The 24470-nt window shown below is 68.5% G+C and carries 26 protein-coding genes and 1 tRNA gene; 20 read left to right on the plus strand and 7 right to left on the minus strand.

Features of this window, described 5'->3' with window-relative positions:
• Nucleotides 1-3 precede the first annotated feature (3 nt).
• From pstA to ABS361_04740, 13 genes are all read left to right on the plus strand, one after another.
• Complete coding sequence (gene pstA, locus ABS361_04680) at nucleotides 4-804, plus strand: phosphate ABC transporter permease PstA (GenBank protein ID XBY46807.1); 801 nt, start codon at nucleotides 4-6, stop codon at nucleotides 802-804.
• Between the two features lie 3 nt (nucleotides 805-807).
• The gene (pstB, locus tag ABS361_04685) at nucleotides 808-1632 is read left to right on the plus strand and encodes a phosphate ABC transporter ATP-binding protein PstB (protein ID XBY45579.1); all 825 of its coding nucleotides are present in this window, start codon (nucleotides 808-810) and stop codon (nucleotides 1630-1632) included.
• Nucleotides 1633-2028: 396 nt separating this feature from the next.
• Nucleotides 2029-2295 (plus strand): hypothetical protein, encoded by a 267-nt coding sequence (locus ABS361_04690; protein ID XBY45580.1) that lies wholly within the window; start codon nucleotides 2029-2031, stop codon nucleotides 2293-2295.
• Nucleotides 2296-2562: 267 nt separating this feature from the next.
• Complete coding sequence (locus ABS361_04695) at nucleotides 2563-3228, plus strand: HAD-IA family hydrolase (GenBank protein ID XBY45581.1); 666 nt, start codon at nucleotides 2563-2565, stop codon at nucleotides 3226-3228.
• A 5-nt stretch (nucleotides 3229-3233) separates the two neighbouring features.
• Nucleotides 3234-4037 (plus strand): ATP12 family protein, encoded by an 804-nt coding sequence (locus ABS361_04700; GenBank protein XBY45582.1) that lies wholly within the window; start codon nucleotides 3234-3236, stop codon nucleotides 4035-4037.
• A 130-nt stretch (nucleotides 4038-4167) separates the two neighbouring features.
• Complete coding sequence (locus ABS361_04705; GenBank protein XBY45583.1) at nucleotides 4168-4641, plus strand: type III secretion system chaperone; 474 nt, start codon at nucleotides 4168-4170, stop codon at nucleotides 4639-4641.
• A gap of 21 nt (nucleotides 4642-4662) precedes the next feature.
• Nucleotides 4663-5571 carry a hypothetical protein gene (locus ABS361_04710; protein XBY45584.1) on the plus strand — a complete coding sequence of 303 codons (909 nt, stop codon included), beginning with the start codon at nucleotides 4663-4665 and terminating at the stop codon, nucleotides 5569-5571.
• A gap of 130 nt (nucleotides 5572-5701) precedes the next feature.
• Nucleotides 5702-6511 (plus strand): transporter substrate-binding domain-containing protein, encoded by an 810-nt coding sequence (locus ABS361_04715; protein ID XBY45585.1) that lies wholly within the window; start codon nucleotides 5702-5704, stop codon nucleotides 6509-6511.
• Nucleotides 6512-6795: 284 nt separating this feature from the next.
• Nucleotides 6796-8328, plus strand: coding sequence for an acyl-CoA carboxylase subunit beta (locus ABS361_04720; GenBank protein XBY45586.1), 1533 nt, complete (start codon nucleotides 6796-6798; stop codon nucleotides 8326-8328).
• Nucleotides 8329-8557: 229 nt separating this feature from the next.
• Complete coding sequence (locus ABS361_04725; GenBank protein XBY45587.1) at nucleotides 8558-8941, plus strand: YARHG domain-containing protein; 384 nt, start codon at nucleotides 8558-8560, stop codon at nucleotides 8939-8941.
• Nucleotides 8938-9264 carry a YARHG domain-containing protein gene (locus tag ABS361_04730; GenBank protein XBY45588.1) on the plus strand — a complete coding sequence of 109 codons (327 nt, stop codon included), beginning with the start codon at nucleotides 8938-8940 and terminating at the stop codon, nucleotides 9262-9264. Before ABS361_04725 ends, ABS361_04730 begins: the two co-directional genes overlap by 4 nt.
• 148 nt (nucleotides 9265-9412) lie before the next feature.
• The gene (locus tag ABS361_04735) at nucleotides 9413-11428 is read left to right on the plus strand and encodes an acetyl/propionyl/methylcrotonyl-CoA carboxylase subunit alpha (protein XBY45589.1); all 2016 of its coding nucleotides are present in this window, start codon (nucleotides 9413-9415) and stop codon (nucleotides 11426-11428) included.
• The gene (locus tag ABS361_04740) at nucleotides 11425-12162 is read left to right on the plus strand and encodes an HAD hydrolase-like protein (GenBank protein XBY45590.1); all 738 of its coding nucleotides are present in this window, start codon (nucleotides 11425-11427) and stop codon (nucleotides 12160-12162) included. The genes ABS361_04735 and ABS361_04740 overlap by 4 nt, the downstream gene beginning before the upstream one ends.
• Before the next feature lie 36 nt (nucleotides 12163-12198).
• On the opposite strand, the gene ABS361_04745 is transcribed toward ABS361_04740, so the two are convergent.
• Both ABS361_04745 and ABS361_04750 read right to left on the minus strand, forming a co-directional pair.
• Nucleotides 12199-12588 carry a response regulator gene (locus tag ABS361_04745; GenBank protein XBY45591.1) on the minus strand — a complete coding sequence of 130 codons (390 nt, stop codon included), beginning with the start codon at nucleotides 12586-12588 and terminating at the stop codon, nucleotides 12199-12201.
• Entirely contained in the window at nucleotides 12585-13016 is a 432-nt protein-coding gene (locus ABS361_04750; protein ID XBY45592.1) for a hypothetical protein, read from the minus strand. Before ABS361_04750 ends, ABS361_04745 begins: the two co-directional genes overlap by 4 nt.
• 219 nt (nucleotides 13017-13235) lie before the next feature.
• Between ABS361_04750 and ABS361_04755 the strand changes: the two genes are divergently transcribed.
• The gene (locus tag ABS361_04755) at nucleotides 13236-13526 is read left to right on the plus strand and encodes an acylphosphatase (protein XBY45593.1); all 291 of its coding nucleotides are present in this window, start codon (nucleotides 13236-13238) and stop codon (nucleotides 13524-13526) included.
• Nucleotides 13527-13543: 17 nt separating this feature from the next.
• On the opposite strand, the gene lipB is transcribed toward ABS361_04755, so the two are convergent.
• A complete protein-coding gene (gene lipB / locus ABS361_04760) occupies nucleotides 13544-14485 on the minus strand; it encodes a lipoyl(octanoyl) transferase LipB (GenBank protein XBY45594.1) in 942 nt (313 codons plus the stop codon).
• On the opposite strand from lipB, the gene ABS361_04765 reads away from it, so the two are divergent.
• The 3 genes from ABS361_04765 to ABS361_04775 all read left to right on the plus strand — a co-directional run bounded on the left by ABS361_04765 (nucleotide 14479) and on the right by ABS361_04775 (nucleotide 16344).
• Complete coding sequence (locus ABS361_04765; protein ID XBY45595.1) at nucleotides 14479-14760, plus strand: FliM/FliN family flagellar motor switch protein; 282 nt, start codon at nucleotides 14479-14481, stop codon at nucleotides 14758-14760. The genes lipB and ABS361_04765 overlap by 7 nt on opposite strands.
• 128 nt (nucleotides 14761-14888) lie before the next feature.
• Nucleotides 14889-14973: transfer RNA gene (locus tag ABS361_04770), tRNA-Leu, on the plus strand.
• A gap of 402 nt (nucleotides 14974-15375) precedes the next feature.
• Complete coding sequence (locus ABS361_04775) at nucleotides 15376-16344, plus strand: HD domain-containing phosphohydrolase (GenBank protein XBY45596.1); 969 nt, start codon at nucleotides 15376-15378, stop codon at nucleotides 16342-16344.
• 11 nt (nucleotides 16345-16355) lie between these two features.
• Here ABS361_04775 and ABS361_04780 read toward each other — a convergent pair whose 3' ends face one another.
• A complete protein-coding gene (locus ABS361_04780) occupies nucleotides 16356-17174 on the minus strand; it encodes a polysaccharide deacetylase family protein (GenBank protein ID XBY45597.1) in 819 nt (272 codons plus the stop codon).
• Between the two features lie 5 nt (nucleotides 17175-17179).
• The gene (locus ABS361_04785) at nucleotides 17180-18364 is read right to left on the minus strand and encodes a polysaccharide deacetylase family protein (GenBank protein ID XBY45598.1); all 1185 of its coding nucleotides are present in this window, start codon (nucleotides 18362-18364) and stop codon (nucleotides 17180-17182) included.
• A 747-nt stretch (nucleotides 18365-19111) separates the two neighbouring features.
• Between ABS361_04785 and mgtE the strand changes: the two genes are divergently transcribed.
• The 3 genes from mgtE to ABS361_04800 all read left to right on the plus strand — a co-directional run bounded on the left by mgtE (nucleotide 19112) and on the right by ABS361_04800 (nucleotide 22103).
• Nucleotides 19112-20449 (plus strand): magnesium transporter, encoded by a 1338-nt coding sequence (gene mgtE, locus ABS361_04790; protein ID XBY45599.1) that lies wholly within the window; start codon nucleotides 19112-19114, stop codon nucleotides 20447-20449.
• Between the two features lie 86 nt (nucleotides 20450-20535).
• The gene (locus tag ABS361_04795) at nucleotides 20536-21246 is read left to right on the plus strand and encodes a ribonuclease activity regulator RraA (protein XBY45600.1); all 711 of its coding nucleotides are present in this window, start codon (nucleotides 20536-20538) and stop codon (nucleotides 21244-21246) included.
• 236 nt (nucleotides 21247-21482) lie between these two features.
• Nucleotides 21483-22103 (plus strand): ATP-dependent Clp protease proteolytic subunit, encoded by a 621-nt coding sequence (locus ABS361_04800; GenBank protein XBY45601.1) that lies wholly within the window; start codon nucleotides 21483-21485, stop codon nucleotides 22101-22103.
• Nucleotides 22104-22234: 131 nt separating this feature from the next.
• Here ABS361_04800 and ABS361_04805 read toward each other — a convergent pair whose 3' ends face one another.
• Nucleotides 22235-23071 (minus strand): methyl-accepting chemotaxis protein, encoded by an 837-nt coding sequence (locus ABS361_04805; GenBank protein XBY45602.1) that lies wholly within the window; start codon nucleotides 23069-23071, stop codon nucleotides 22235-22237.
• The gene (locus tag ABS361_04810) at nucleotides 22975-24216 is read right to left on the minus strand and encodes a HAMP domain-containing protein (GenBank protein ID XBY45603.1); all 1242 of its coding nucleotides are present in this window, start codon (nucleotides 24214-24216) and stop codon (nucleotides 22975-22977) included. The genes ABS361_04805 and ABS361_04810 overlap by 97 nt, the downstream gene beginning before the upstream one ends.
• Nucleotides 24217-24470 lie beyond the last annotated feature (254 nt).

Consider the following 24470-nt stretch of genomic DNA (forward strand, 5'->3'; position numbering starts at 1 on the left):
ATCATGAAGTCCGTCGCCTCGACGCTGGCGGTCTTCGTCCTCGTGCTGCTCGCCTGGATCCTGTGGACGCTGTTCATCCGCGGCTTCTCGGCGCTGTCCCTGTCGGTCTTCACGATGCCGACCCTGCCGCCGGGCAAGGGCGGTGGCCTCGCCAACGCGATCGTCGGCACGCTCGTGCAGGTCGGCATCGCGGTCGTGATCGCCGCGCCGCTCGGCGTGCTCGCCGGTACCTATCTCGCCGAGATGGGCGAGAAGAGCCGGGTCGCGGGCGCTGTGCGCTTCGTCAATGACGTGCTCCTGTCGGCACCGTCGATCCTGATCGGCCTGTTCGTCTACCAGCTCGTCGTCAAACCGTTCGGTGGATTCTCGGCGGCGGCCGGCTCGATCGCGCTCGCGGTCGTCATCCTGCCGGTGGTCGTTCGCGCCACCGAGGACATGATGCGCCTGGTGCCCTCGGCGCTGCGCGAGGCGGCCTTCGCGCTCGGCGCCTCGCACTGGATGGTGGTGAGCTCGGTGCTGTGGCGCGCGGCCCGCGCCGGCATCGTCACCGGCGTGCTGCTGGCGATCGCCCGCGCCGCCGGCGAGACGGCGCCGCTGCTGTTCACCTCGCTCGGCAACCTGTCCTGGTCGTTCGACATGACGAAGCCCATGGCCAGTCTGCCGGTGGCGATCTATCAATACGCCGGTAGCCCGTTCGACGAATGGGTCGCGCTCGCCTGGGCCGGCGCCCTCATCATCACTGTCGGCGTTCTCGCGCTGAACATCGTCTCTCGTCTCGTCCTGTCGGGTGGAAAGAAGGTCTGAGCCATGAACATCAACAGCGCCGAGATCGGTAAGCTCGCAGCCGCCACGGGACGCGCCGGGCTCGACCCCAATGCCGCGCCGAAGATCAAGATCGAGGATCTCGACTTCTACTACGGCGAGAACCACGCCCTGCATAAGATCAACATGGACGTGCCGGATCGGCGCGTGACCGCGATGATCGGCCCGTCGGGCTGCGGCAAGTCCACGCTGCTGCGCGTTCTGAACCGCATGTACGACCTCTACCCGGGCCAGCGCGCCGTGGGTAAGGTCCTGCTCGACGGCGAGAACCTGGTCGACGCCAAGGCCAAGCCGACCGTGGTGCGCACCCGTGTCGGCATGGTGTTCCAGAAGCCGACGCCGTTCCCGATGTCGATCTACGACAACATCGCCTATGGCATTCGCCTGCACGAGCGTCTGTCGAAGGCCGACATGGAAGCGCGCATCGAGTGGTGCCTGACCAAGGCCGCGCTATGGAACGAGGTCAAGGACCGGCTGCACGCCTCGGCGCTCGGCCTGTCCGGCGGCCAGCAGCAGCGCCTCTGCATCGCCCGCACGATCGCGGTGAAGCCGGAAGTGATCCTGCTCGACGAGCCGACCTCGGCGCTCGACCCGATCTCGACCGCGCGCATCGAGGAGCTCGTCGACGAGCTCAAGAGCGAGTTCACGATCGTGATCGTGACCCACAACATGCAGCAGGCGGCGCGCTGTTCCGACCAGACCGCCTTCTTCCTGCTCGGCAAGCTGATCGAATACGGGCCGACCAACGACATCTTCGTTTCGCCCAAGAATCAGAAGACACAGGACTACGTGACCGGCCGCTTCGGCTGATCGGCTCGCGGGACGCATCCTCCGACAATGGGACCGCCCCGGCTCGGCCGTGGGCGGTCTTCGTTTGTCAATCGCCGTTTCGTCAACTTTTCGGGAGCGGCATGTGAAGTCGCTGTTGCAGCGGCGCCTGCGCTCAGGCACTGTCGAGCTGACGACACTGTCAGCCAACCGCCGAAAGAGCGGGGCGCCGGGAGAGAGAGATCAGGCCATGAACAAGGCCAACTTCGTCTATGCGGCGATCATCGGCGCGCTGTTCGCGCTCGAGGTCGCCTATGTCGCCCAGCAGTGGGCGCCGCGATCCCCTGAAGCCGCCGTCGCGGGCACGCCCGCGACCGAGCCGCCGCCCGTCGCCGATGCGGCCGCCCCGCTGGCGCCGCGGCTCAGGCGGCCGCCGACGTGCAGCCGCCCGCGGCCGAGCCGCAGGCTCCGGCACCGGTGGTCGCGCTGTCGCCGAGCTCGGCGCCGTCCGGCCCGCAGGGGCGGGACGTCGACTCCAAGCTGGTCGATGCCCTGATCTCGCGCTACCAGGAGACGGTGTCGCTGGCCGAGATCGTCAAGCTCAAGGGATCGAATCCCGAGCTGCGGCGCCTCGCGGACGGTGTCATCGAATCGCGCAAGCGCGATCTCGCCTCGCTGCAGAAGTTCCGCGCCGTCGGCAACTGATCGCCGCACCGATCCGTCCGATTGCCGACCGAGCCTCCGTGGCGCATTGCGGCCGGCGGCGGTATGCGATTTCGTGCGCTATCGGCCGCGGCGTGAGGCACGGGCCGTCGGGGCGTCGCCCGCCTTGACGGTCGCAAGCCGTCCTTCGGCATGATAGGAACGCCGGGTCTCGACCGGAGACCTCGCGGCAAGCGCGTCGGGCGGCCATCCGATGGCGGGCCCGGCGTCGGGATGCCGACGCCCCAACCTGTCAGTCCGGAACGCCGCGTGGATCCTCATCTCGTCCTGTTCGATGTCGACGGCACGCTGGTCGACAGCCAGCACATGATCGTCACCGCCATGACGCGCGCCTTCGCCGCGCACGGGCTCGCGGCGCCCGGCCGCGATGCGGTGCTCGGGATCGTCGGCCTGTCGATCGCCGAGGCGATCCGGGCGCTCGCGCCGGCCGAGGCGCCGCATGCGGGCCTCGCCGACGCCTACAAGAACGCCTTCCATGCACTGCGGATGGCTCCCGACCACCACGAGCCGCTGTTTCCGGGCGCCGCCGCCTGCCTCGATGCGCTCTCGGCGCGGCCGGACGTGCTGCTCGGCGTGGCCACGGGCAAGTCGAAGCGCGGGGTCGCCGCGATCGTGGATCTGCACGGGCTGCATGGGCGTTTCGTGACCGTGCAGACCGCCGACGACCACCCGTCGAAGCCGCATCCCTCGATGGTGATGCGCGCGCTGGCCGAGACCGGTGTCCCGGCGACGCGGACCGTCATCGTGGGGGACTCCAGCTACGACATGCTGATGGCGCGCGCGGCCGGCATCCTGGCGATCGGGGTCGGCTGGGGCTATCAGGATCCGGCGGCGCTCCGCAACGCCGGCGCGCATGCGGTGGTCGAGACCTATGAGGAGGTCGCGCCGACGATCGCGCGGCTGTTCGGTTGGTGAGAGACATGTCCGATCCGAGAGATTTCTTCTCCCTCGACGTGGGCGACGGGCCCGAGGGGGGCGAGGCCGACCCGATCCGGCGGGCGAAGAACCTGGCCAAGCGCGATCTGCCGAAGCGCTTCTACAAGGACGTTGCGGTCGAGACGGTCGATGGTGGTTTCCGCGTGACGCTCGACGGCCGGGCGATGAAGACACCGGCGAAACGGCCGCTCGTCGTGCCGACCGCGGCGCTCGCGGACGTCATCGCGGCCGAGTGGCGCGGGCAGGGGAGCGAGATCGATCCGGGCACCATGCCGGTGACGCGTCTCGCCAACTCGGTGGTCGACGGCGTCGTCGACCGGATGGTCGAGGTCGCGGAGGACGCCGCGAAATATGCCGGCACGGACCTGATCTGCTACCGCGCCGAGCAGCCCGAGCGGCTGGTCGAACGGCAGACGGCGCTGTGGGATCCGATCCTCGACTGGGCCGAGGAGGCGCTCGGCGCGCGCTTCCTGGTCGCCGACGGCGTCATCCATGTGGCGCAGGATGCCGAGGCGTTGATGGCGGTGCGCAAGGCCTTCGGCGCCTACGGGCCCTGGGCGCTGGCGGGCCTGCACACGGTCACGACACTGACCGGCTCGGCGCTGGTCGCGCTGGCGCTGGCGCGCGGCCGGCTCGATGCCGATGCGGCCTGGGAGGCCGCCCACGTCGACGAGCACTGGAGCTTCGAAGTCTGGGGTCGCGACGCGGAGGCCGAGGCGCGGCTGGCACATCGCCGGACGGAGTTCGACGCGGCGGTCTCCTTCCTGGCGGTCGATCGGCGCGTCTGATCGCGACCGCACAAAATTCCCCGAATCGAAAGCCCTGTTGCCAACGGCACACGCAGCCTACCGCAGGTGCGTCATTTTCGCCCCGACTGGCCGAGGTCGCCGGGGTCCGGCCGAGGCGTTGGGGTGAGGTATGGCGGTTTCGACGGAGGAGCGTGCGCAGATCGACCGGTTGATCGATGACTATGGTCGTTACGCCGGCCTGCCGGGCCTCGCCTTCGAGGACGGGTTGTTCGCGCTGAGCTTCGACGACGTCGAGATCACGGTCTCGCTCGAAGAGGGCGGGACCAAGCTGATCCTGCGCTCGCCCCTCGACATGACCGGCATCCGCACCGATGCGCGCTTCGTCGCGGCGGTGCTGATGGCGAACGTCGCCTCGATGCTGCATGGCAGCGGCGTGATGGGCATCGACGAGGACGTCGGCGCCTGGGTCTGGATCGACCACGCCGATCCGCGCGGCCTCACGGCCGAGACACTGCACAGCCGCCTGCTCGAGGCGGTCAAGGCGATCCGGTTCTGGCGCGGCAGGCTGCCGACCCTGATCGCACCGGAGGCCGCAAAGGCCGAGCCGGCCGACGATTTCAATTTCACGATTATCCGCGGCTGAGGCCAACAACGGGGGGGCGCCATGTCTGCATCGTCGATCTCGAATTCGAGTATTGCCCGGATCTTCGATCAGAACACCATTTCGGGACTGGTCGGCCTCAGCAAGAGCGAAGACGGCGGCCTGATCGCCAAGAGCGACAGCCACGTCGGGTTGGCGCGGGTCAAGAGCTTCTTCTCGTCGTCGGTTCGCGATGAGAACAAGCAGATCAAGAGCGACTTCCTCAACGCCCCCGGCAAGGAGTTCGGTCTCAACGGCTTCGACATGATCGCGCTCAAGAGCGAGATCAAGGCCGACAAGGGTACGCCGCTGACCATGGAGACCGCCAAGCTGGCGATCGCCCATGCCATGAAGATGCAGGAGAATGCCGAGAACCTGGCGCTGAGCCTCGATGACTCGAAATTCGATTCCACGCAGGTTCTCGGCGACGACGTGACCGCCTATGTCCCCGAATACAAGGGCGGCGGGCTGCATCTGACCGAATCCGAGCAGCGGAAGGTCGACCAAATCGTCAACGAGGCGATCTTGTCAGTCGAAACCGATCACGACTTTTCGCAGACCGGCGGCGTCCAGAGCCGCGAGTCCGAGGACATCTTCTCCGTGATCAGCCGTGACATCGAGGAGCAGGAGAAGCCCTCGCTCGAAACCATGTCGAAGGAGAACGCGTCGATCGACGACATCCAGACGATGTGGCACGAGCATGGATCGATCTCGTCGACCATGTCGGACATCCTGAACAAGCTCGACTCGGAAAATGGCAAGCACGACCTGTCGTCGCGCGTCGGGCAGTACGGGGACGAGGATCTGCACAAGACCGCGGTCGCGCGCGAAAAGGTCGTGAAGAACGAGACCAAGCCGACAGAAACCGACAACGGCATGTCGATCCTGCAGGAACTCGGCTGGGACAAGATCGCGCGCGGCGACAAGAACTGAGCGTCGGCGGTGTGGATGGCGCTCGGAATTTTCCGTCGCCGGCGCGGGCGCCCGTCGACAGCGCCCACGGCTCGGCTAGGCTGAGGCGGCGGCCCGGAAGAGGCCGTCTGTCCGAGAGGAGCCCGACCGCATGTTCGCGTCCATCCCCCGCCGTGTCCGCACCCTCGCCCTTGCCGCCGGCCTCGCGGTCGCGGTGTCCGCGCCGCTGGCCGCTCCCACCGTCGCCGCCGAAGCCTCGCGGCTCGACGAGATCGTCTCGCGCGGCGTGCTGCGCGTCGGCACGACCGGCGACTACCGGCCCTTCACCTATCTGAACAAGGAGACCGGCCAGTACGAGGGCTATGACATCGACATGGCCAATGCGCTGGCGACCGCGCTCGGCGTCAAGCTCGAGCTGGTCGGCACCTCCTGGCCGACGCTCGCCAAGGACTTCGAGGCCGACAAGTTCGACGTTGCCATGGGCGGCGTCTCGATCACGCTCGACCGGCAGAAGAAGGGCCTGTTCACGATCCCGATCATGCGGGAAGGCAAGACGCCGATCGTGCGTTGCGGCGATGTCGCGAAGTTCCAGACCGTCGCCGACATCGACAAGCCAGGCGTGCGCGTGATCGTCAATCCGGGCGGCACCAACGAGCGCTTCGACCGGGCGAACTTCAAGACGGCCGAGATCAAGGTGCATCCGAACAACGTCGAGGTGTTCGACGAGGTCGCCAAGGGCAACGCCGACGTCATGATCACCGACGCGTCCGAGACGCTGTTCCAGCAGAAGCTGCATCCCGGCGTGCTCTGCGCGGTGCATCCCGACAAGCCGTTCGACTTCGCCGAGAAGGGCTACTGGCTGCAGCGCGACGGCGCGTTGAAGGCTTTCGTCGACCAGTGGCTGCACATCTCGGGCGAGACCGGCGCGACCGCAAAGGTCTACGCCAAGTGGTTCAACTGAGCGGCAAGACGGTCTGATGACACGAGCCGCGCCGCTCGGCGGGCGCGGCTCCCCCACCGCTCGTGCGGCGCGAGGGCGGGGCGGGCGGCGTTGCCGTGTGCGGCGGCGGGGCGAGGGCGATCCGGCTGCCGATCAGCCCCGCCATCGGCCGAGGGCCGCCCCCGCGACCGAAAGCCTCCGCCCTTCGCCCTTCGGCTCACTTTGCCGGCATTCCGGTGCGTGGTAATTGCTGCGCCACTTGGTGCAGCTGGTTGCACGATCTGACGGATACGAACGGGCCTTCCATGAAAGAGATCCTCGCGGAACTGAAGCGTCGGCGCGAGCAGGCGCGCGACGGCGGCGGCAAGAAGCGCATCGAGGCCCAGCACGCCCGCGGCAAGCTCACGGCGCGTGAGCGCATCGAGTGCCTGCTCGACGACCGGTCGTTCGAGGAGATCGACATCTATGTCGAGCACCGCTGCAACGACTTCGGCATGGGCGAGACCAAGATCCCCGGCGACGGCGTGGTGATCGGCTCCGGCACCATCAACGGCCGCATCGTCTATGTCTTCGCCAAGGATTTCACCGTGTTCGGCGGCTCGCTCTCCGAGACCCACGCGGCGAAGATGGTCAAGCTGCAGGACATGGCGCTGAAGAACCGCGCGCCGATCATCGGCCTGTTCGATGCCGGCGGCGCGCGCATCCAGGAGGGCGTGGCGGCGCTCGGCGGCTATGGCGAGGTGTTCCAGAGGAACGTGCTCGCCTCCGGCGTGATCCCGCAGATCTCGGTGATCATGGGTCCCTGCGCGGGCGGCGACGTCTATTCGCCGGCGATGACCGACTTCATCTTCATGGTCCGCGACACGTCCTACATGTTCGTGACCGGCCCGGACGTCGTGAAGACCGTGACGAACGAGATCGTCACCTCGGAGGAGCTCGGCGGCGCTTCGGTGCATACGACCAAGTCCTCGGTGGCCGACGGCGCGTTCGAGAACGACGTCGAGGCGCTCTTGCAGATGCGCCGGCTGATCGACTTCCTGCCGTCGAACAACAAGGCGGCGCTCCCCGAGATCCCGAGCCACGACGATCCGGACCGGGTCGACGCCTCGCTCGACAGTCTGGTGCCGGACAATCCGAACAAGCCCTACGACATGAAGGAGCTGATCCTGAAGGTCGTCGACGAGGGCGACTTCTTCGAGGTCCAGGGCAATCACGCCAAGAACATCCTCGTCGGCTTCGCCCGTATGGAGGGCCGCACGGTCGGCATCGTCGCCAATCAGCCGATGGTGCTCGCCGGCGTGCTCGACATCGACGCCTCGAAGAAGGCGGCGCGGTTCGTGCGCTTCTGCGACTGTTTCAACATCCCGGTCGTGACCTTCGTCGATGTGCCGGGCTTCCTGCCGGGCACGGCGCAGGAATACGGCGGCCTGATCAAGCACGGCGCCAAGCTCCTGTTCGCCTATGCCGAGGCGACGGTGCCGAAGATCACGGTGATCACGCGCAAGGCCTATGGCGGCGCCTATGACGTGATGAGCTCCAAGCACCTGCGCGGCGACTTCAACTACGCCTGGCCGACCGCCGAAATCGCGGTGATGGGCGCCAAGGGCGCGGTCGAGATCCTGTACCGCTCCGAGCTCGGCGATCCGGAGAAGATCGCGGCGCGCACCAAGGAGTACCAGGACCGCTTCGCCAACCCGTTCGTGGCGGCGGAGCGCGGCTATATCGACGACGTGATCATGCCGCACTCGACCCGCTCGCGCATCAATCGCGCGCTGCGGCTCCTGCGCGACAAGCAGCTCGAGAACCCCTGGAAGAAGCACGACAACATCCCGCTCTGAGCGGGGCGCGTCGCCTCACGACAACCGATCCGAACGCCGGGCCTCGTGCCCGGCGTTTTGCGTTTCCGCCTCGGCGATCGGCGGCCGCACGCCGGACGCGTGGGCACGGCGCCTTCACGCCGCTCCGGCGTTGGTCTAAAACGTCCGGACCGGCGCGGGGCGGCCTATCGGTCACCGTGATCCTCGTCCCGTCTGTTTTTGCTGCCGGATTTCGACAGGAGATATGACGATGGTTGCGAGAACTGGCGTTTCGAGAATCGGGGCTGCGAGAGCCGACATTTCGCGGGCGGGTCTGTTCGCGGCGTCGCTCGCCGCGGCGCTGCTGATCCCGGCGGTGGCCGAGGCTGCCTGCTACGAGGACATCGGCTGCACCGATCAGGACGTGTTTCCAGAGGGCTTCCTGATGCGGCGGGCCCAGTGCGACATCCTCTGGGAGATGCGCAATTCGATCTACAAGGAGCGCGGCTACTGCTTCAAGACGCCGCGCGCGATCCGGCATTTCGGCAATGCCGGCTGCCAGTATGATTCCGAGAACGCCGTGCCGCTGAGCCGCATCGAGCGCACCAACGCCGCGACGATCAAGCGCGTCGAACAGATGAAGGGCTGCCTGTGACCGGGGCGTCGGATCGGATCGTCTCCGTCCGGCGCGCGCGCGCGATCGCCGCGCGCGCCGTCCTGCTGGGTCTGGTCACTGTTGCCACGGTCGCGCCGGCCATGGCGCAGAACTATCAGGCCATGTCCTGCACCGAGCTCTGGCGGCAGCGCGCCTCGATCATGAAGCGGCTCGGCTTCTGCTTCACCGACGCGCGCGGCATCGCGGCCTTCGGCAACGACGGCTGCAAGGTGCAGGATCCGAACACGCTCGCCTACACGCCGCAGGACCGCGACCGCATCGCGCAGATCACGCTCAACGAACGCATGAAGCTCTGCCGCTGAAGGGCGGCCCGTCCGTGCTGCCCTGAGCCCCCGAAAAGGGGGCGGGGGAGCGACGAATTGCGGCTTATGGCCAAGTTGCGGTCGTCTCGGCGAGCGCCTAAGACAACAGCCCACGACAACCCAAAAAGAACGGGGCCGGGTCCCTTCCATGTTCAAGAAGATCCTGATCGCCAACCGCGGCGAGATCGCCTGCCGCGTCATCAAGACCGCGCGCAAGATGGGCATCCAGACCGTGGCGGTCTATTCGGATGCGGATCGGGACGCGGTGCACGTCGAGATGGCCGACGAGGCCGTGCATCTCGGGCCCCCGCCGGCGGCGCAGTCCTATCTCTTGCAGGACAAGATCATCGAGGCGTGCCTGAAGACCGGCGCCGAGGCGGTGCATCCGGGCTACGGCTTCCTGTCCGAGCGCGCGGCCTTCCCGGCGGCGCTGAAGGAGAAGGGCATCGTCTTCATCGGCCCGAACCCGCGCGCCATCGAGGCGATGGGCGACAAGATCGAATCGAAGAAGTTCGCCAACGCCGCCAAGGTCTCGACCGTGCCGGGCTTCCTCGGCGTGATCGAGAGCGCCGACCATGCGGTCGAGATCTCGCGCGAGATCGGCTATCCGGTCATGATCAAGGCTTCGGCCGGCGGCGGCGGCAAGGGCATGCGCATCGCCTGGAACGACGCCGAGTGCCGCGAGGGCTACACGCTGTCGAAGAACGAGGCGGCGGCGTCGTTCGGCGACGACCGCGTGTTCGTCGAGAAGTTCATCGTCGACCCGCGCCACATCGAAATCCAGGTGCTCGGCGACAAGCACGGCAACGTCGTCTACCTCGGCGAGCGCGAGTGCTCGATCCAGCGCCGCAATCAGAAGGTCATCGAGGAGGCGCCGTCGCCGCTGCTCGACGAGGCGACCCGCCGCGCCATGGGCGAGCAGGCGGTGGCGCTCGCCAAGGCCGTCGACTACGATTCGGCCGGCACGGTCGAGTTCGTCGCCGACCAGAACCGGAACTTCTACTTCCTCGAGATGAACACCCGTCTGCAGGTCGAGCATCCGGTGACCGAGCTGATCACCGGCATCGATCTGGTCGAGCAGATGATCCGCGTCGCCGCCGGCGAGCCGCTCGAGATCAGGCAGACCGACGTCAAGCTGTCGGGCTGGGCGGTCGAGAGCCGCATCTATGCCGAGGATCCGTTCCGCAACTTCCTGCCGTCGATCGGCCGCCTCGTGCGCTATCGGCCGCCGGAGGAGGGCTCCGACGGCGCGATCACGGTCCGCAACGACACGGGCGTCGTCGAGGGCTCCGAGATCTCGATGTTCTACGATCCGATGATCGCCAAGCTCGTCACCCATGGGCCGAGCCGCATCGAGGCGATCGAGGCGCAGGCCGATGCGCTCGACGCCTTCGTGATCGACGGCATCCAGCACAACATCCCGTTCCTGACCTCGCTGATGCAGCACGAGCGCTGGCGCGAGGGCCGGCTGTCGACCGGCTTCATCCGCGAGGAGTATCCGGACGGCTTCGCGGTCACGCAGGCCGACGCCGCGGCCAAGCGCATCCTCGCGGCCGCTTCAGTCGCCATGGAGGTGATCCGCCGCGACCGGCTCGAGGCGCTGCCGAACCGGCTCCGGCCGTCGGCGGGCGCGCTGCGCAGCGACTGGGTCGTGAAGATCGACAAGGACTATGTCCCGGTTTCGATCGAAGAGGGTTTTGCCTCTGTGCCGATCGAGCTCGATCTCACGATCGGCGATGCGTCCGAGCCGGTGACGGTGGTCTCGCGCTGGGTGCCGGGCGATCTGATCTGGGAGGGCGAGATCGGCGGCGAGGCCGTGGCGATCCAGGTCCGCCCGGTGGCCAATGGCGCGATCCTCGGCTATCGGGGCGTCTCGGCGGTCGTGAAGACGCTGACGCCGAAGGTGGCCGAGCTCGACAAGCTCATGCCCGAGAAGGCGCCGCCGGATACCTCGCGCTTCCTGCTCTGCCCGATGCCGGGCCTCGTCGTCACCATCGAGGTGGTCGAGGGCCAGGAGGTCAAGGCCGGCGAGACGCTCGCGGTGGTCGAGGCCATGAAGATGCAGAACGTGCTGCGCGCCGAGCGCGATCTCACGGTCAAGGCGGTCAAGGCCAAGCCGGGCGACAGCCTGGCGGTCGACGCCGTGATCATGGAATTCGCGTGAGCGCCGCTTCCGACCGGGACGGAAACGGGCCCGATGACGAGGGGCGCCGGCCGCAGGCGGTGGCGCTGTTCGATCTCGACGGCACGCTGACCGATCCCTATCCGGGCATCACGCGCTCGGTCCGCCACGCGATGGAGAAGCTCGGCCGGCCGCTGCCGGCCGATGCGGATCTTTCCTGGGTGATCGGCCCGCCGCTCACCCACGCCTTCCGCAAGCTGCTCGACACGACCGACGAGAGCCTCGTCGCGGCGGCTGTCGCCGCCTATCGCGAGCGCTACGGCACGGTCGGGCTCTACGAGAACGCCGTCTATCCGGGCATCGAGGCGGCGCTCGACCGGCTGGCCGAAGCGGGCGTCGAGCTGGTGCTCGCCACGTCCAAGGTGCGGGTCTATGCCGAGCGCATCCTGGCGCATTTCGGCCTCGCGCGCCGGTTCCGCGCCATCCACGGCTCGGAACTCGACGGCACGCGGGCCGAGAAGCCGGCGCTGATCCGCTACATCGTCGAGACCGAGCGGCTCGCCGCGGTGTCGAAGGTGATGATCGGCGACCGCCATCACGACGTCGACGGCGCGGCCGCCAACGGCATCGGCACGATCGGCGTCGGTTGGGGCTATGGCGGCGTCGAGGAACTGACGCGGGCCGGGGCGCGCATGGTGCTCGAGCGCGTCGACCAGCTGCCGGGCGCGATCATCACGACGCTCGCCGGCGAGCCGGCGCCGCAGGCCGCGACCTAGATCGGCATCGGATTGCCCACCGGCTGCGCCCGAGCGTCAGCGCGCCGCCGCGGGCCGCTGAGCCGCGTCCAGGCTGGCGGCGATCGGTTCGGGCAGGCCGTGGAAGCGGCGCAGGCTGCGATCGACGTCGACCGGGAAGAACGGCTTGTGCAGGAAGGGTTCGCACAGCGTGGCCGGCACGCGCCGGCGCACCACCGGCTCCGGTTCGTCCGACATGGCGATCACATGCGGGGGGCGGGGCAGATCGCGGGCGCGCCGGATCAGCTCGACGGCGTCGTAGCTGTCGGCCGTGACATCGATGACGAGCAGGTCGTAGCCGCGTTCCGTCGGGCTTGAGGCGCCGAGCCGCGCCAGTGCGTCGGCGCCGTCGCCGGTCTCCTCGACGGCGATCGCGAAGGCGCTCATGCCGACGACCCGCGCGATCACGCGCCGGACCGTCTCCGACTCGTCGACCACCAGCGCGCGGACCGGCGCGGAGACCTTGTCATAGGCGCGAAAAGGGCGCCGAGCGCGTCCCGTCGATAGGGCTTCAGCAGCAGGTCGTAAGGCCGCAGCGTTTTGAACTGCGACAGCGGCCGCAGCGGCTGGGCCGAAGTCGCGGCGACGAAGATGCGGCCATGGCGGCGCAGCGCCTCGCCGAGATCGTCGGAGGCCGCGCGCGGGGTGTCGATGTCGATCAGCGCGATGTCGAAGCGGTGGGTTCCGAGGCGCCGGCGGCAGTCATCGACCGTCGCCGTCTCGACCAGATCGATCGGCGTCGTCCAGCCGCGCGCGAACTCGCGCACCGCCGCGACCCCATCCTCGGTCGCGTCCAGCACGAGCATGCTCACCGTATTGAAATCGAACAGGTCCATGGACGCCTGAGGGGGCTTTCCGAGGGGCGCCGAAGCTTAGCGGAAACCTGTCGTCCGTCCAGATCAAACCACGTTGCGGCTGCCTCGGCGCCCGATCTATTCTGTCGCAGACAGCGCCGGAATCCGGGGTTTTGCCGCATCTCCTTAGGTCACTTCATGGACCATGCATAGGGCGCGGCGGCGGACGGGCCTGCGCGCCCCGACGGGAGACATCCAAGCATGCCATCCGGACTGACGGTCGCGCGGATCGGGATCGAGGGCAGGGTGCAGGGCGTCGGCTACCGCGAATGGACGCGGCGCCACGCGACCGAGCTCGGGCTTGTCGGCTGGGTGCGCAATCGCCGCGACGGCTCGGTCGAGGCGCTGTTCTGCGGCGAGGCGGCGGCGGTCGAGACCATGATCGCGCGCTGCGGCACGGGGCCGCGCGCCGCGGCGGTCACGCGCGTGACGCGGCTGCCCTGGGACGGACCGCGGCCGAACGGCGGCTTCGACGTGATCGCGACGATCTGAACGCACGCGACCCGCGCTCAGGCGCGGACCGTCGGGCCGAACAGCGCCTCGAAGGTCTCGCGCAGCACCATGTCGACTTCCGGCATGGTCACCGGCAGGCCGAGGTCGACCAGGCTGGTCACGCCATAGCCCGCAATGCCGCACGGCACGATGCCGCTGAAGTGCTCGAGGTTCGGTTCCACGTTGAGCGCGATGCCGTGGAACGTGACCCATTTGCGGATCCGGATGCCGATCGCGGCGATCTTGTCCTCGGCCGGGACGCCGGGCGCGATGTCGGGCTTGTCCGGGCGGCGGACCCAGACCCCGACGCGGTCGTCGCGCCGTTCGCCGCGCAGGTGATAGGCCCAGAGCGTCGCAATCAGCCATTCCTCCAGCGTGGCGACATAACGCCGGACGTCGGGGCGGCGGCGCTTCAGATCGAGCATCACATAAGCCACGCGCTGGCCGGGGCCGTGGTACGTGAACTCGCCGCCGCGGCCGGTCTCGTGGACCGGGAAGCGGTCGGGCGCGAGCAGGTCGGTCGCGATCGCGCTGGTGCCGGCCGTGTAGAGCGGCGGATGCTCGACCAGCCAAACCCGTTCGGCGGCGCGGCCCTCGGCGATGGCGGCGACGCGCGCCTCCATCTCGGCGACGGCGTCCGGATAGTCCACGAGACCGTCGGCGATCACCCATTCGACCGGCGGTGCGTCGGGCGCGGCCCGAAGGCCGGCGCCCGCGCCGAGATCGTCGCGCCGGCGCGCGGCGGGGGCATCGCTGGCGGCCACGGCCACGGCAGGACCCTCGGCCGGCGCGGCCGTTCCATCGGGCGTCTTAACGATCCGGTAACCATCGGCAGGCAAGGTTTCGTTAACTCCTTCAGGCGGGAATCGTCGGGCGGAGCGAGCGTCGGTCGCGGTTGGTCCCGGCTGGTCGGTCTTCAGGTAATCACTCCGCGCGGCGGCGGGAACAGTCAATGACACCGTTCGACAATATCGTCGTCGATATCTCGGTCCAGCTCGGCAACACGCTGGTGCCGATCCACCAGCTCTTGCGCATGGGCCGCGGCGCCGTGATCGAGCTCGACGCGCGCGAGAGCGACGACGTCTCGATCCTCGCCAACAACATTCCGGTGGCGCGTGGGCAGGTGATCCTGCGCGGCGACCACATCGGCGTGACCATCACCGAAGTGCTGTTCCGCCCGCCGACCAGCCGGCCGCGGGAGACCGTGAAGCGGGTCAAGTCGGGCGGTGCGTGACAGCCCGATGCGGGTCGGGGAACTTTTCCTCTCTTATCCACAAGGGGAGGCTTGCCCCGCCGAATCCGATTTGTTAGAGAGGCGCCACTTCGGAACCGGCGTCGGGTTCGGCGGCGGAAACGAAGTTTGCGGTCGTGGCGGAATTGGTAGACGCGCTAGCTTGAGGTGCTAGTCCGTAACAGGGTGGAGGTTCGAGTCCTCTCGACCGCACCATCCGATCCCACAAGAGATCGGATGCGCAAACGAAAACCGGCTCCGTGATCATTCGATCCGGGGCCGGTTTTCGTTTGTCGGCACCGCAGGGCCGGCACCGGCCTGCTCTCGCCGCGCCCGGAATGCCAGGCGTCCGATCCGAACGTGCGATTCGCGCTCGGGGTTCGCGTTCTGCATTTTCGGAATGGGGGCGCTGCGCTTCGGCCCTCAGTAGAACTGACGATCAATCCTCATACTAAAGCGCGACGCGAGGGCATGCGTTGTAATTTTGGATAGATCTTGGCGGCATAATAGCCCGGCTGGAAATCGCTGGGACATCTCATGGCCGTCACGCCTTTGATCTGCCAAGCACCTGATGAGGTGATCGACCTGTCCGCCCAATTGAAGCGGTCGGGACTGGACGTGCGTGTCGTTCCGCTCGACGAGCCGGAACTGCCCGAGAGTTCGCATTATATCGTGTGGGACTGCCGCACGGCCGAGACGGCGCGGCGCTGGAGCCGGCAGGGCGGGGCGACCCGACTGAACCGCACCATCGCGTGCGGACGGCTGCTGAACGGCCGCGACATCCTGCGGCTCGACGACCTCGGCATCCGCTACGCCTGCAACACCCATCCCAACATCGACGGGTTGCTGCGGCTGGTCGGCTATATCGACGCCGAGACGATCTCGACGCGCAAGGAACGCATCGCCGAGGCGCACGATGTCGCGAACACCGTGTTCAACGCCACGACGGCGGCGTTCGGCATGTTCGCCTCCGTGACGCACTATGACGCGACCTTTTACGAGAACCTGAGCAGCGAGTTCGACAAGCGGCTCAAGGTGGCGCCGCTGATGCTGCTCGTCGACGCGATCTCCGCCAACCAGGAGACGACGATCCAGCATTGTTCGCTGGTGACGACGATCGCGGTCGCCTTCGGCGGCGTGCTCGGGCTGGGCGCTGCCGACATGGAACGGCTGTTTCTGTCTGCGTTCTTCCATGACATCGGCAAGTCGGTCGTGCCGAAGCACGTCATCGACAAGCCGGGCAAGCTGACGCCGGACGAGATCCGTCTGGTGCGCAGCCACGTGACCGTCGGCTACGAGATGTTGCGCCGGTTCCCGGAGACGGCCGGCGAGATCGCCGACGTCGCGCTCTACCACCACGAGATGCTCGACGGCTCGGGCTATCCGAACGGCCTGAAGGGCGGCGAGATCTCGGATCTGATCCGGCTGGTCACGATCTGCGACGTGTTCGCGGCGCTGATCGAACGGCGCAGCTACAAGCCGCCGATGCCGGCCCGTGAGGCCTACGGCATCCTGCAGGCGATGGGGCCGAAGCTCGATCAGGCGCTGGTGGCGGTGTTCGGCGAGGTGGTCGAGTCGCTCGCCTGACGGCGCGAGCCTCAGGCGCCGCCCTTCGGCACAATGTGGACGACCTTCCAGCCGCGACGGTGCAGCTCGCGCAGCAGCTCGGGGACCATCGCGGCCGTATGGGCGTGGATATCATGCAGCAGCAGGATGCCGCTGCGCCGCGTCTCGATCCGGAGCAGCACCTGATCCAGGAGCTGCTGCGCGGTCATCGGCATCCAGTCCGAGCCCCAGAAGTCGGCCCCGAACACGCCGACGTCGAGATCCGACAGCCAGGCCGCGGTCTCCTTCGTCGGCGCGAAGCCGGGGAAGCGGAAGAACGGCGTTCGCGGCCGGTCGTGCGCCTCGCCATAGAGGATGCGGTCGACGGTATGCCAGCCGCCGGCGATGTCGTCCTTCGCGCGGGCGAAGGGGACCGTGGTCATGATCACATGGGTCATCGAATGATGCCCGATCGTGTGGCCCTCGGCGGCGATGCGCTTCAGCTGCTCGGGATGCGCCTTGGCCATGTCGCCGACGATGAAGAACGTCGCCTTCACGCATTCCTTGCGCAGGGCCTCGAGCACGGCATCGGTGGTCTTGCCGGCCGGACCGTCGTCGAAGGTGAGCACGATCTCATGATCGCCGAGCGGCAGGGTCTCGGGATAGCTCTTGGTGCCGAAGAAGCGGCCATGACGCGTGTCGATCTCGATCACGCGGCTGGTGCCGAGCGCATTCGGATTCGGGCAATCGGCCGCGTGGCCGCGCGATGGGGCGACCGTCGCGAGCGCCAGGGCCAGCAGCAGCGCGCGCATGAAGAAGCCGCCGGGAGCGGTGGCTCGCCGGCGGCTCGTCTTGATATCGGGGCGGCGCACGACGCTCACCACAGGCCGATCGCGTTGCCCATGCCTCGGAACGCCGAGGCGGTCGAGGCGAACCAGCCGTCGTCGGCCGGCTGGGGCGGCAGGGCCGCGGCCTGGGTGGTCGGCACGGACTGCGTGGTCAGCGGTTCGACGGCGGCAGCGGCGCTGGGCAGTGGCCGGGCGTTCACGGCCGGCGCCGCGGGCACGGCGAGCGCCGTCTGCGGCTGATAGGTCGGCAGCGGCTGCGCGGAGTTCTTGCCCGAGCGGCCCGCCTGTTCCTGCGCGAGCTGCTGGGCCGTGCCGTAGGTGCCGACGCGGCGTTCCTGGACCGGCAGAGTGGTCTCGGCGATGGTCGGGAACGACGCCTGCACCGGCCCGGCGACCAGCGCCGGGGGCGGGTTCTTCGGCATGATGTGGACGATCTTGAAGCCGCGCTTCTTCAGCTCGACGAGCAGCGGCGCGACGATCGAGGAACTCGAATCCTTGATGTCGTGCAGGAGCAGGATGCCACCGTTGCGCGCTTCCAGTTCCTTCAGCGCCTCGTTCAGCACGTTCGGGCCGTCGGCCAGCGTCAGATGGTTCTTCAGCCAGTCGTTGCCGGCGGCGTCGATGGCGAAGACGCCGACGCCCATCTGGTTGAACCACTCGTTGACCGGCCGCGAATTGAACAGGCCCGGATAGCGGAAGAACGGCGTCGCCGGCTTGTCGCCCGCCGTGCCGTAGAGGATGTGGTCGACCGTCTGCCAGCCGTCGCGGATGTTGCCCGACGCCTTCTCGAACGGCCACTTCCGGAGCTCGAGCGGGTGCGTCATCGTGTGATAGCCGATGGTGTGGCCCGCGGCGGCGGTCTTGCGCAGCGTCTCCGGATAGGCCTTGGCCATCTGGCCGACGATGAAGAAGGTCGCCTTGGTGCACTCGTGGTCGAGCGCGGCGAGCACGCGGTCGGTGCGGCCGGCCATCGGGCCGTCGTCGAAGGTCAGGATGACCTCCTTCGGCTCGAGCGTCGGCATGCGGGTCAGGTAGGTCTGGCCGACGTAGAAGCCGCCGGTGGTGTCGACCTTGATCACGCGGCTGACGCCGATCGCGTCCGGGTTGCCCGGGCATTGCGTCTTGACCGGGATCGAGACGTGATTGTGCACCGGCGGGGTCGCCTGCGCGGTCAGGTTGGCGATCTGGATCGCGCGGCGCGCCTCGGCCGGCACCTTGGCGGCCGGGTTCGCCGGCTTGGCAGCCTTGGCGGTCTTTGGCTTCGGCGCCGCGCCGGGGCGGCAGCCGCGCCGGGGGCGACGGGCTTGGCGGCACCGGCGGCGGCCGGCTTCGGCTTCTGCTGCACCTTCTTCAGGGCGGGATCGGCGGGCGTGGCCGTGCCGGTCGTGATCGGATCGGCGGTCGCCAGACGCGGCGCGGGAGACGACGGACCCAGCATCAACGGCGCCTGTTGCGCGAAGGCCGCGCCGGCCCCGATCGCCACTCCACCCATCAGGGCGGCCAACTGTCCGATCCGCTTCAAAGACATCGTGCACTCCGATCACAAGGGCCGGCGCTCGCCGCAATCCGAGGCGGTCGCCCGTCCGGGGCGCCGCGGCGCCCGACCCTGGTCGCGGGGCTCGTCGTCCCGCGTTCCGCTCAAATTCTACCGCATGGCACCGGCGGATGGACCCATCCACTTGCGCCTGCAAGACGCTGTTAACCACGTTAGTCGGTTTATTCTGACCAGCGGGTTAACGCGTCGTCGGGTTTCGGCGCCACAGCAAAATTCGTCCCGTGCGGTCGATCTCGGCCGGTGTGACGTTTTTGCGTGGCATCCGGTCCGCGAGAGGGCTAGATCTCCCGGCGGACCGGCTCCCGGGGAGGGTGGAGGAGGGATCTTGAGCCTCGACGAGACTGAAAAACCGTCGCCCACCATCGCGCGGGAAGCGTCGCCTGAACCGCGCGACGCGGATGGGACCATGCGGTCCGAATACGTCGAAGCCGTGGCCGATGCCGTCGATGCCGCGGATTCGGCGCGTCTGAAGCAGCTGACCGAGGATGTCTACGGCGCCGATCTCGCCGATCTGATCGGCGCGCTGACCCCGGCGCGGCGCACCGACTTCGTGCGTCTGCTCGGACCGGACTTCGACTTCGGCGTGCTGATCGAGCTCGACGACTCGGTGCGTCTGGCCCTGATCGAGGAATTGCCGCCGGCGACCGTCGCCGAGGGCATCTCCGAGCTCGATTCCGACGACGCGGTCTATCTGATCGAGGATCTCGACGCGGCCGATCAGGGCGCGATCCTCGATCGCATGCCCTCGGCCGAGCGCCTGTCGATCGAGCGCAGCCTCGATTATCCGGAGGAATCGGCCGGCCGTCTGATGCAGACGGACTTCATCGCCGTGCCGCCGTTCTGGACCGTCGGCCAGACGATCGACTATTGCCGCGAAACCGCGGACCTGCCGGACGACTTCTACGAGATCCATGTCGTCGACCCGACCTACCGGCTCGTCGGCGTCGTGCCGCTCGACCGGCTGCTCCGGTCGAAGCGGCCGGTCGGCATCTCGGATCTGGTCGAGGAGGAGGGCTTCGTCGTCCGCGCCGACCAGGACCGCGAGGAGGTCGCGCGCCTGTTCGAACGCCACAATCTGATCTCGCTGCCGGTGGTCGACGACGGGCGCCGGCTGGTCGGTGTGGTCACGGCCGACGACGTGGTCGACGTCGTCAAGGAGGAGGCCGAAGAGGACTTCCGCGCCATGCACGGCGTCGGCGACGAGGAACTGTCGTCGTCGGTCATGTACACGACGCGCAACCGCTTCCTGTGGCTCTTCGTCAACCTGCTGACCGCGTTCCTGGCCGCGTCCGTGATCGGCGCCTTCGAGGACACGATCGCCAAGATCGTCGCGCTCGCCGCGCTCGCCCCGATCGTCGCGGGGCAGGGCGGCAATGCCGCCACCCAGACCATGACCGTCGCCGTGCGCGCGCTCGGCACGCGCGAGCTCGGTCGGCTCAATCTCAAGCGCTTCGTCACCCGCGAGATCATGGTCTCGCTGATCAACGGCCTCGCCTTCGCGGTCATCGTCGGCCTGATCGTCTGGGCCTGGTATCAGGACCCGCGGCTCGGCTTCGTGATCGGCGGCGCCATGGTCGGCAATCTGGTCGCCGGCGGCCTCGCGGGCGTCGCGATCCCGCTCGCGGTCGAGAAGGTCGGCGGCGATCCGGCCGTGATCTCGGGCGTGTTCGTCACCACCGTCACCGACTGCGTCGGCTTCTTCGCCGTGCTCGGTCTGGCGACCTGGTGGTTCGGGCTTATGTAACGCCGCATTCGATCTCGTCCGGGGCGGCCTTGCGCCCGCAGGACCGCCTGCTCACCGTTTTGCTGTTTCGCCAACCGGAGTTCTCCATGTCGCTCACGCCCGAACTGAAGTCCGCGCTCGAGAAGGTCACGACCGCGACCCTGACCACGGTGCTGCTCAAGAAGGGCGTGCGCCGCTCCTATCTCAGCGGGCCGATGCCCTACACCTCCGGCGGGTTCGAGCGCATCGTCGGCGAGGCGTTCACACTGCGCTTCGTGCCGGCGCGCGAGGATCTCGCGACGCCCGAGAGCTGGGCCTCGCCGATCTCGACGCGCGCCGCGATCGAGGCGATGCCCGAGGGCGTCATCTGCGTCGCCGACGCCATGGGCGTGGCCGATGCCGGCATCTTCGGCGACATCCTCGTGCAGCGCATGAAGGTGCGCGGCGTCGCCGGGCTCGTCACCGACGGCGTCATGCGCGACGGCGCGGGCGTGCGCTCGGTCGACCTGCCGATCTGGTGCGCGGGCGTCGCGGCGCCGGCCTCGGTCGCGGGGCTCACCTTCGTCGGCTGGAACGAGCCGATCGGCTGCGGCGGCGCGGCGGTGTTTCCGGGCGACGTGATCGTCGCCGACGGCGACGGCGCGGTGGTGATCCCGCAGGCCATGGTCGCCGCGGTCGCGGAAGCCGCGCTCGAGCAGGAACTGTTCGAGGGCTGGGTCCATGGCGAGGTCATCGGCGGCGCGGCGCTGCCGGGGCTCTATCCGCCCAACGAGGAGACCAAGGCGCGCTATCAGGCGTGGCGGGCGTCGCGGGGCTGAGGCTCCCTCCGCAGGCTCCCACCGCCGGGCTCCCTCGTCGGGGATGTCGGAGATCCGACAGGAACGCTTCCTGCATGAGGGCGCGAGGGTGGGGAATCCCCGGTTTGCCCCGGCGGATTCCTTCCCTTAAGACTATTGGGAGAGGCGGGGTCGACTCGGGCGCGGGGCGCCCTTACATGTGAGATCCCGCCAGATGATTTTCGCGGCCGTCCGGCCGCCCACGCTCGGATACATCCATGATCCTCAGCCCGAAGACCTATTGGACCACCCGCCTCGACGACGAGGAAGAGGAGGAGAAGACCAAGACCCCGCAGTCGGTGCCGGTCGACAAGCACCTGTTCGACGCGCGTACGGTCCTGATCACGGGCACCATCACCCAGGAGCTCGCCCGCGACGTGACCGCGCGGCTCCTGGCGCTGAGCCACGTCAGCCAGGATCCGATCAACGTCATCGTCTGCTCGCCCGGCGGCCACGTCGAATCCGGCGACATGATCCACGACATGATCCGCTTCGTGTCGGCGCCGGTGCGCATGATCGGTGTGGGCTGGGTCGCCTCGGCCGGCGCGCTGATCTACGTCTCGGTGCCGAAGGAGCGCCGGTTCTGCCTGCCGAACACGCGCTTCCTGCTGCATCAACCGTCCGGCGGCGCCGGTGGCCCGGCCACCGATATCGAGATCCAGGCGCGCGAGATCCTCAAGATGCGCGACCGCCTGAACCACATCTTCGCCGCCGCGACCGGCCAGCCGTTCGAGCGGATCGAGAAGGATACCGATCGCGACTTCTGGATGGGTCCGGAAGAGGCGATCGCCTACGGTCTCGTCGGCAAGGTCGTCGCTTCGACCGCCGATCTCGCCTGATCCTGCCCCGCGCCGCAGGCGGACGCGACCAAGAACAAAACCCCGCCCGGCAGGCGCCGCGGCGGGGTTTCTTGTTTCAGGCTCCGACAGGGCAGCGCGCGGCTTCGGAAGGGCGGAGCCGCGTGCCTCGATCAGGCGGCTCGGACGGCGCCGATGAAGCGTTCGATCTCGTGCGACAGGCTTTCGGCCTCGCCAGCGAGCGTCTCGGCGAGGGAGGCGACCTCGCCGGTCGTGCCGACCGCGCTCGCGGCGGCACTCTCGGCGCCTACGATGGCGTTCGCGCCCTCGCGCGCGACGCCGGTCGCCTGTGCCATATGCGCGGAGATCGTCGCGATCGCGGCATTCTGCTCCTCGACGGCGGCGGCGACGGCGGTCGCGATCGCCGACATCTCGCCGATCGTGTCGTCGACCGAGCGGATCGCCTCGACCACATCGCCGGAGCTGGTGCGGATCGCCTCGACCTGCTCGGCGATCTCGGTCGTCGCCTGCTGGGTCTGCCCGGCGAGCGCCTTCACCTCGCTCGCGACGATGGCGAAGCCGCGGCCGGCCTCACCGGCGCGGGCGGCCTCGATCGTGGCATTGAGGGCGAGCAGGTTGGTCTGTTCGGCGATCGAGCGGATCAGCACCACCACCTCGCCGATGCGCGCCGCGCTGGCGGCGAAGGCGCTCATGCTCTCCGCGGTCCTGCGCGAGCGCTCGACGGCGGTCTGCGCCACGCCCGTCGACTGCTGGGCACGCGAGGCGACCTCGGCGATCGAGTGGGCGATCTCCTGCGTCGAGCCGGTGGCATCGCCGAGCCGGCCCGCGGCCTCGTCGACGGCGCGACCGGCGTCACGGGCGTGGCCGGCGGCCGAACCGACGGTGCGGTCCATCACCTCGGCGGCGCCGGCGAGACGGGCGGCGGTCTGGCGGACCGTGGTGATCGCGGCCTCGGCACGGGCGTTGAAGCCGCGCACGAGCGCTTCCATCGCTTCGGCGCGCTCGGCCTGGATGTCGGCGGCGCGCGTGCGCTCGGCCGTGAGCCGGCGGCGTTCGGCGGCGGCGTCGCGGAAGACGAGCAGGGCCGGGCCATATCGCCGATCTCGTCGCGCCGGTCGGTGCCGTCGATCGCGCAGTCGAGATCGCCGGTGGCGAGCTGGTCCATCGCGCCGCGCAGGCCGCCGAGCGGCCTGGAGATCGAGCGCCCGGTCAGGAGGCTCAGCACCACCGTGCCGATGAGCACGAAGCCGGCGGCGAACAGCAGGAGCCGCGCGTTGGCGGCGCGCGCCTCGGCGAGTGCGTCGTGGCTCGCCGCCTGGCCGTCGAGGGCGATCTTGCCGATCTCCTCCAACACCGGCGCGATCAGGTCGAAGGCGCCGATCAGTTTCTCGTAGGTCGTGAAGGCGGCGCGATCCTCCTCGACCCAGGCCGCCAGCGCGCCGCGATAGGTCGCCAGCGCCTTGGTCATGGTCGCCTTCTCGGCGTCGTCGAGCTCGACGCGGCCGATCGCGCGTTCGAGTCGGCCGGCGGCGGTCTCCATCTCGCCGAGCAGCTCCTGGTCGTGGTCGGCCATGTAGCGGCGTTCGGCGAGGCGGGCGGCGGCGAGCGCGTAGGCGAGCCGGAACTCGGCCTCGCCACCGCCGCCGAGCACCTTGGCGCGGGAGATCGCCTCCATCTCGCCCGCGGCACTGCGCACCGCATCGTTGAGGCCGTCGTTCTGGCTGGTGCCGAGCGTGCGGTAGGACTTGGCCAGCGGATCGAACAGGCCCTTCACCTCGGCGAGGCGCTGCTCGAGGGCGCGGATCTGCGTGGTCACCGCCGCGGCGCCGCCGAGCTGGCCGAGGTCGCGGACCGAAGTCGCGGTCTCGTCGAAACGCTTCTGGAACAGGTCGATCAGCGGGCCGCTGCGCGCGCCGGCGAGTTCGGTCGCCGCGCCACGCAGGCCGAAGATGTCGGCCTTGAGGTCGCGCGCGCGGGTGGCGAGCGTCGCATAGGTGTCGGCCTCCGCCTCGACACGGCCGAGCGCCGCCTCGCCCCACAAGGCGATACCGCCGACGGAGGCGACGCCGAGACCGGAAAGGACCGCCAACAGGAGAACACGCTTACGGATCGAAAGATTGATCTTGGTCGACATCCGGCTCCCTCGGGGTCCTGCCTGATCATGCTGGTCATCGGAGCTGGACGATACGGGAAATGTCTTGACCAATGGTTGCGCTGCAACCTGTATCAGGTCGCGGTAACTTCGCGCCTCACGTGTCGCTGTCATTCATGTTCGCGAGAATTGCCAGTCGACGTCTTTATTCATGTCTATTTTGAGTATTTATCTTTGAACTTTGTTTGATGCGTGGTCTTGCTGCGGTGCATCGATCGTTTTGGTGGCGGGGAACA

This window comes from Ancalomicrobiaceae bacterium S20, from assembly GCA_040269895.1.
GTDB lineage: Bacteria > Pseudomonadota > Alphaproteobacteria > Rhizobiales > Ancalomicrobiaceae > Methyloraptor > Methyloraptor flagellatus.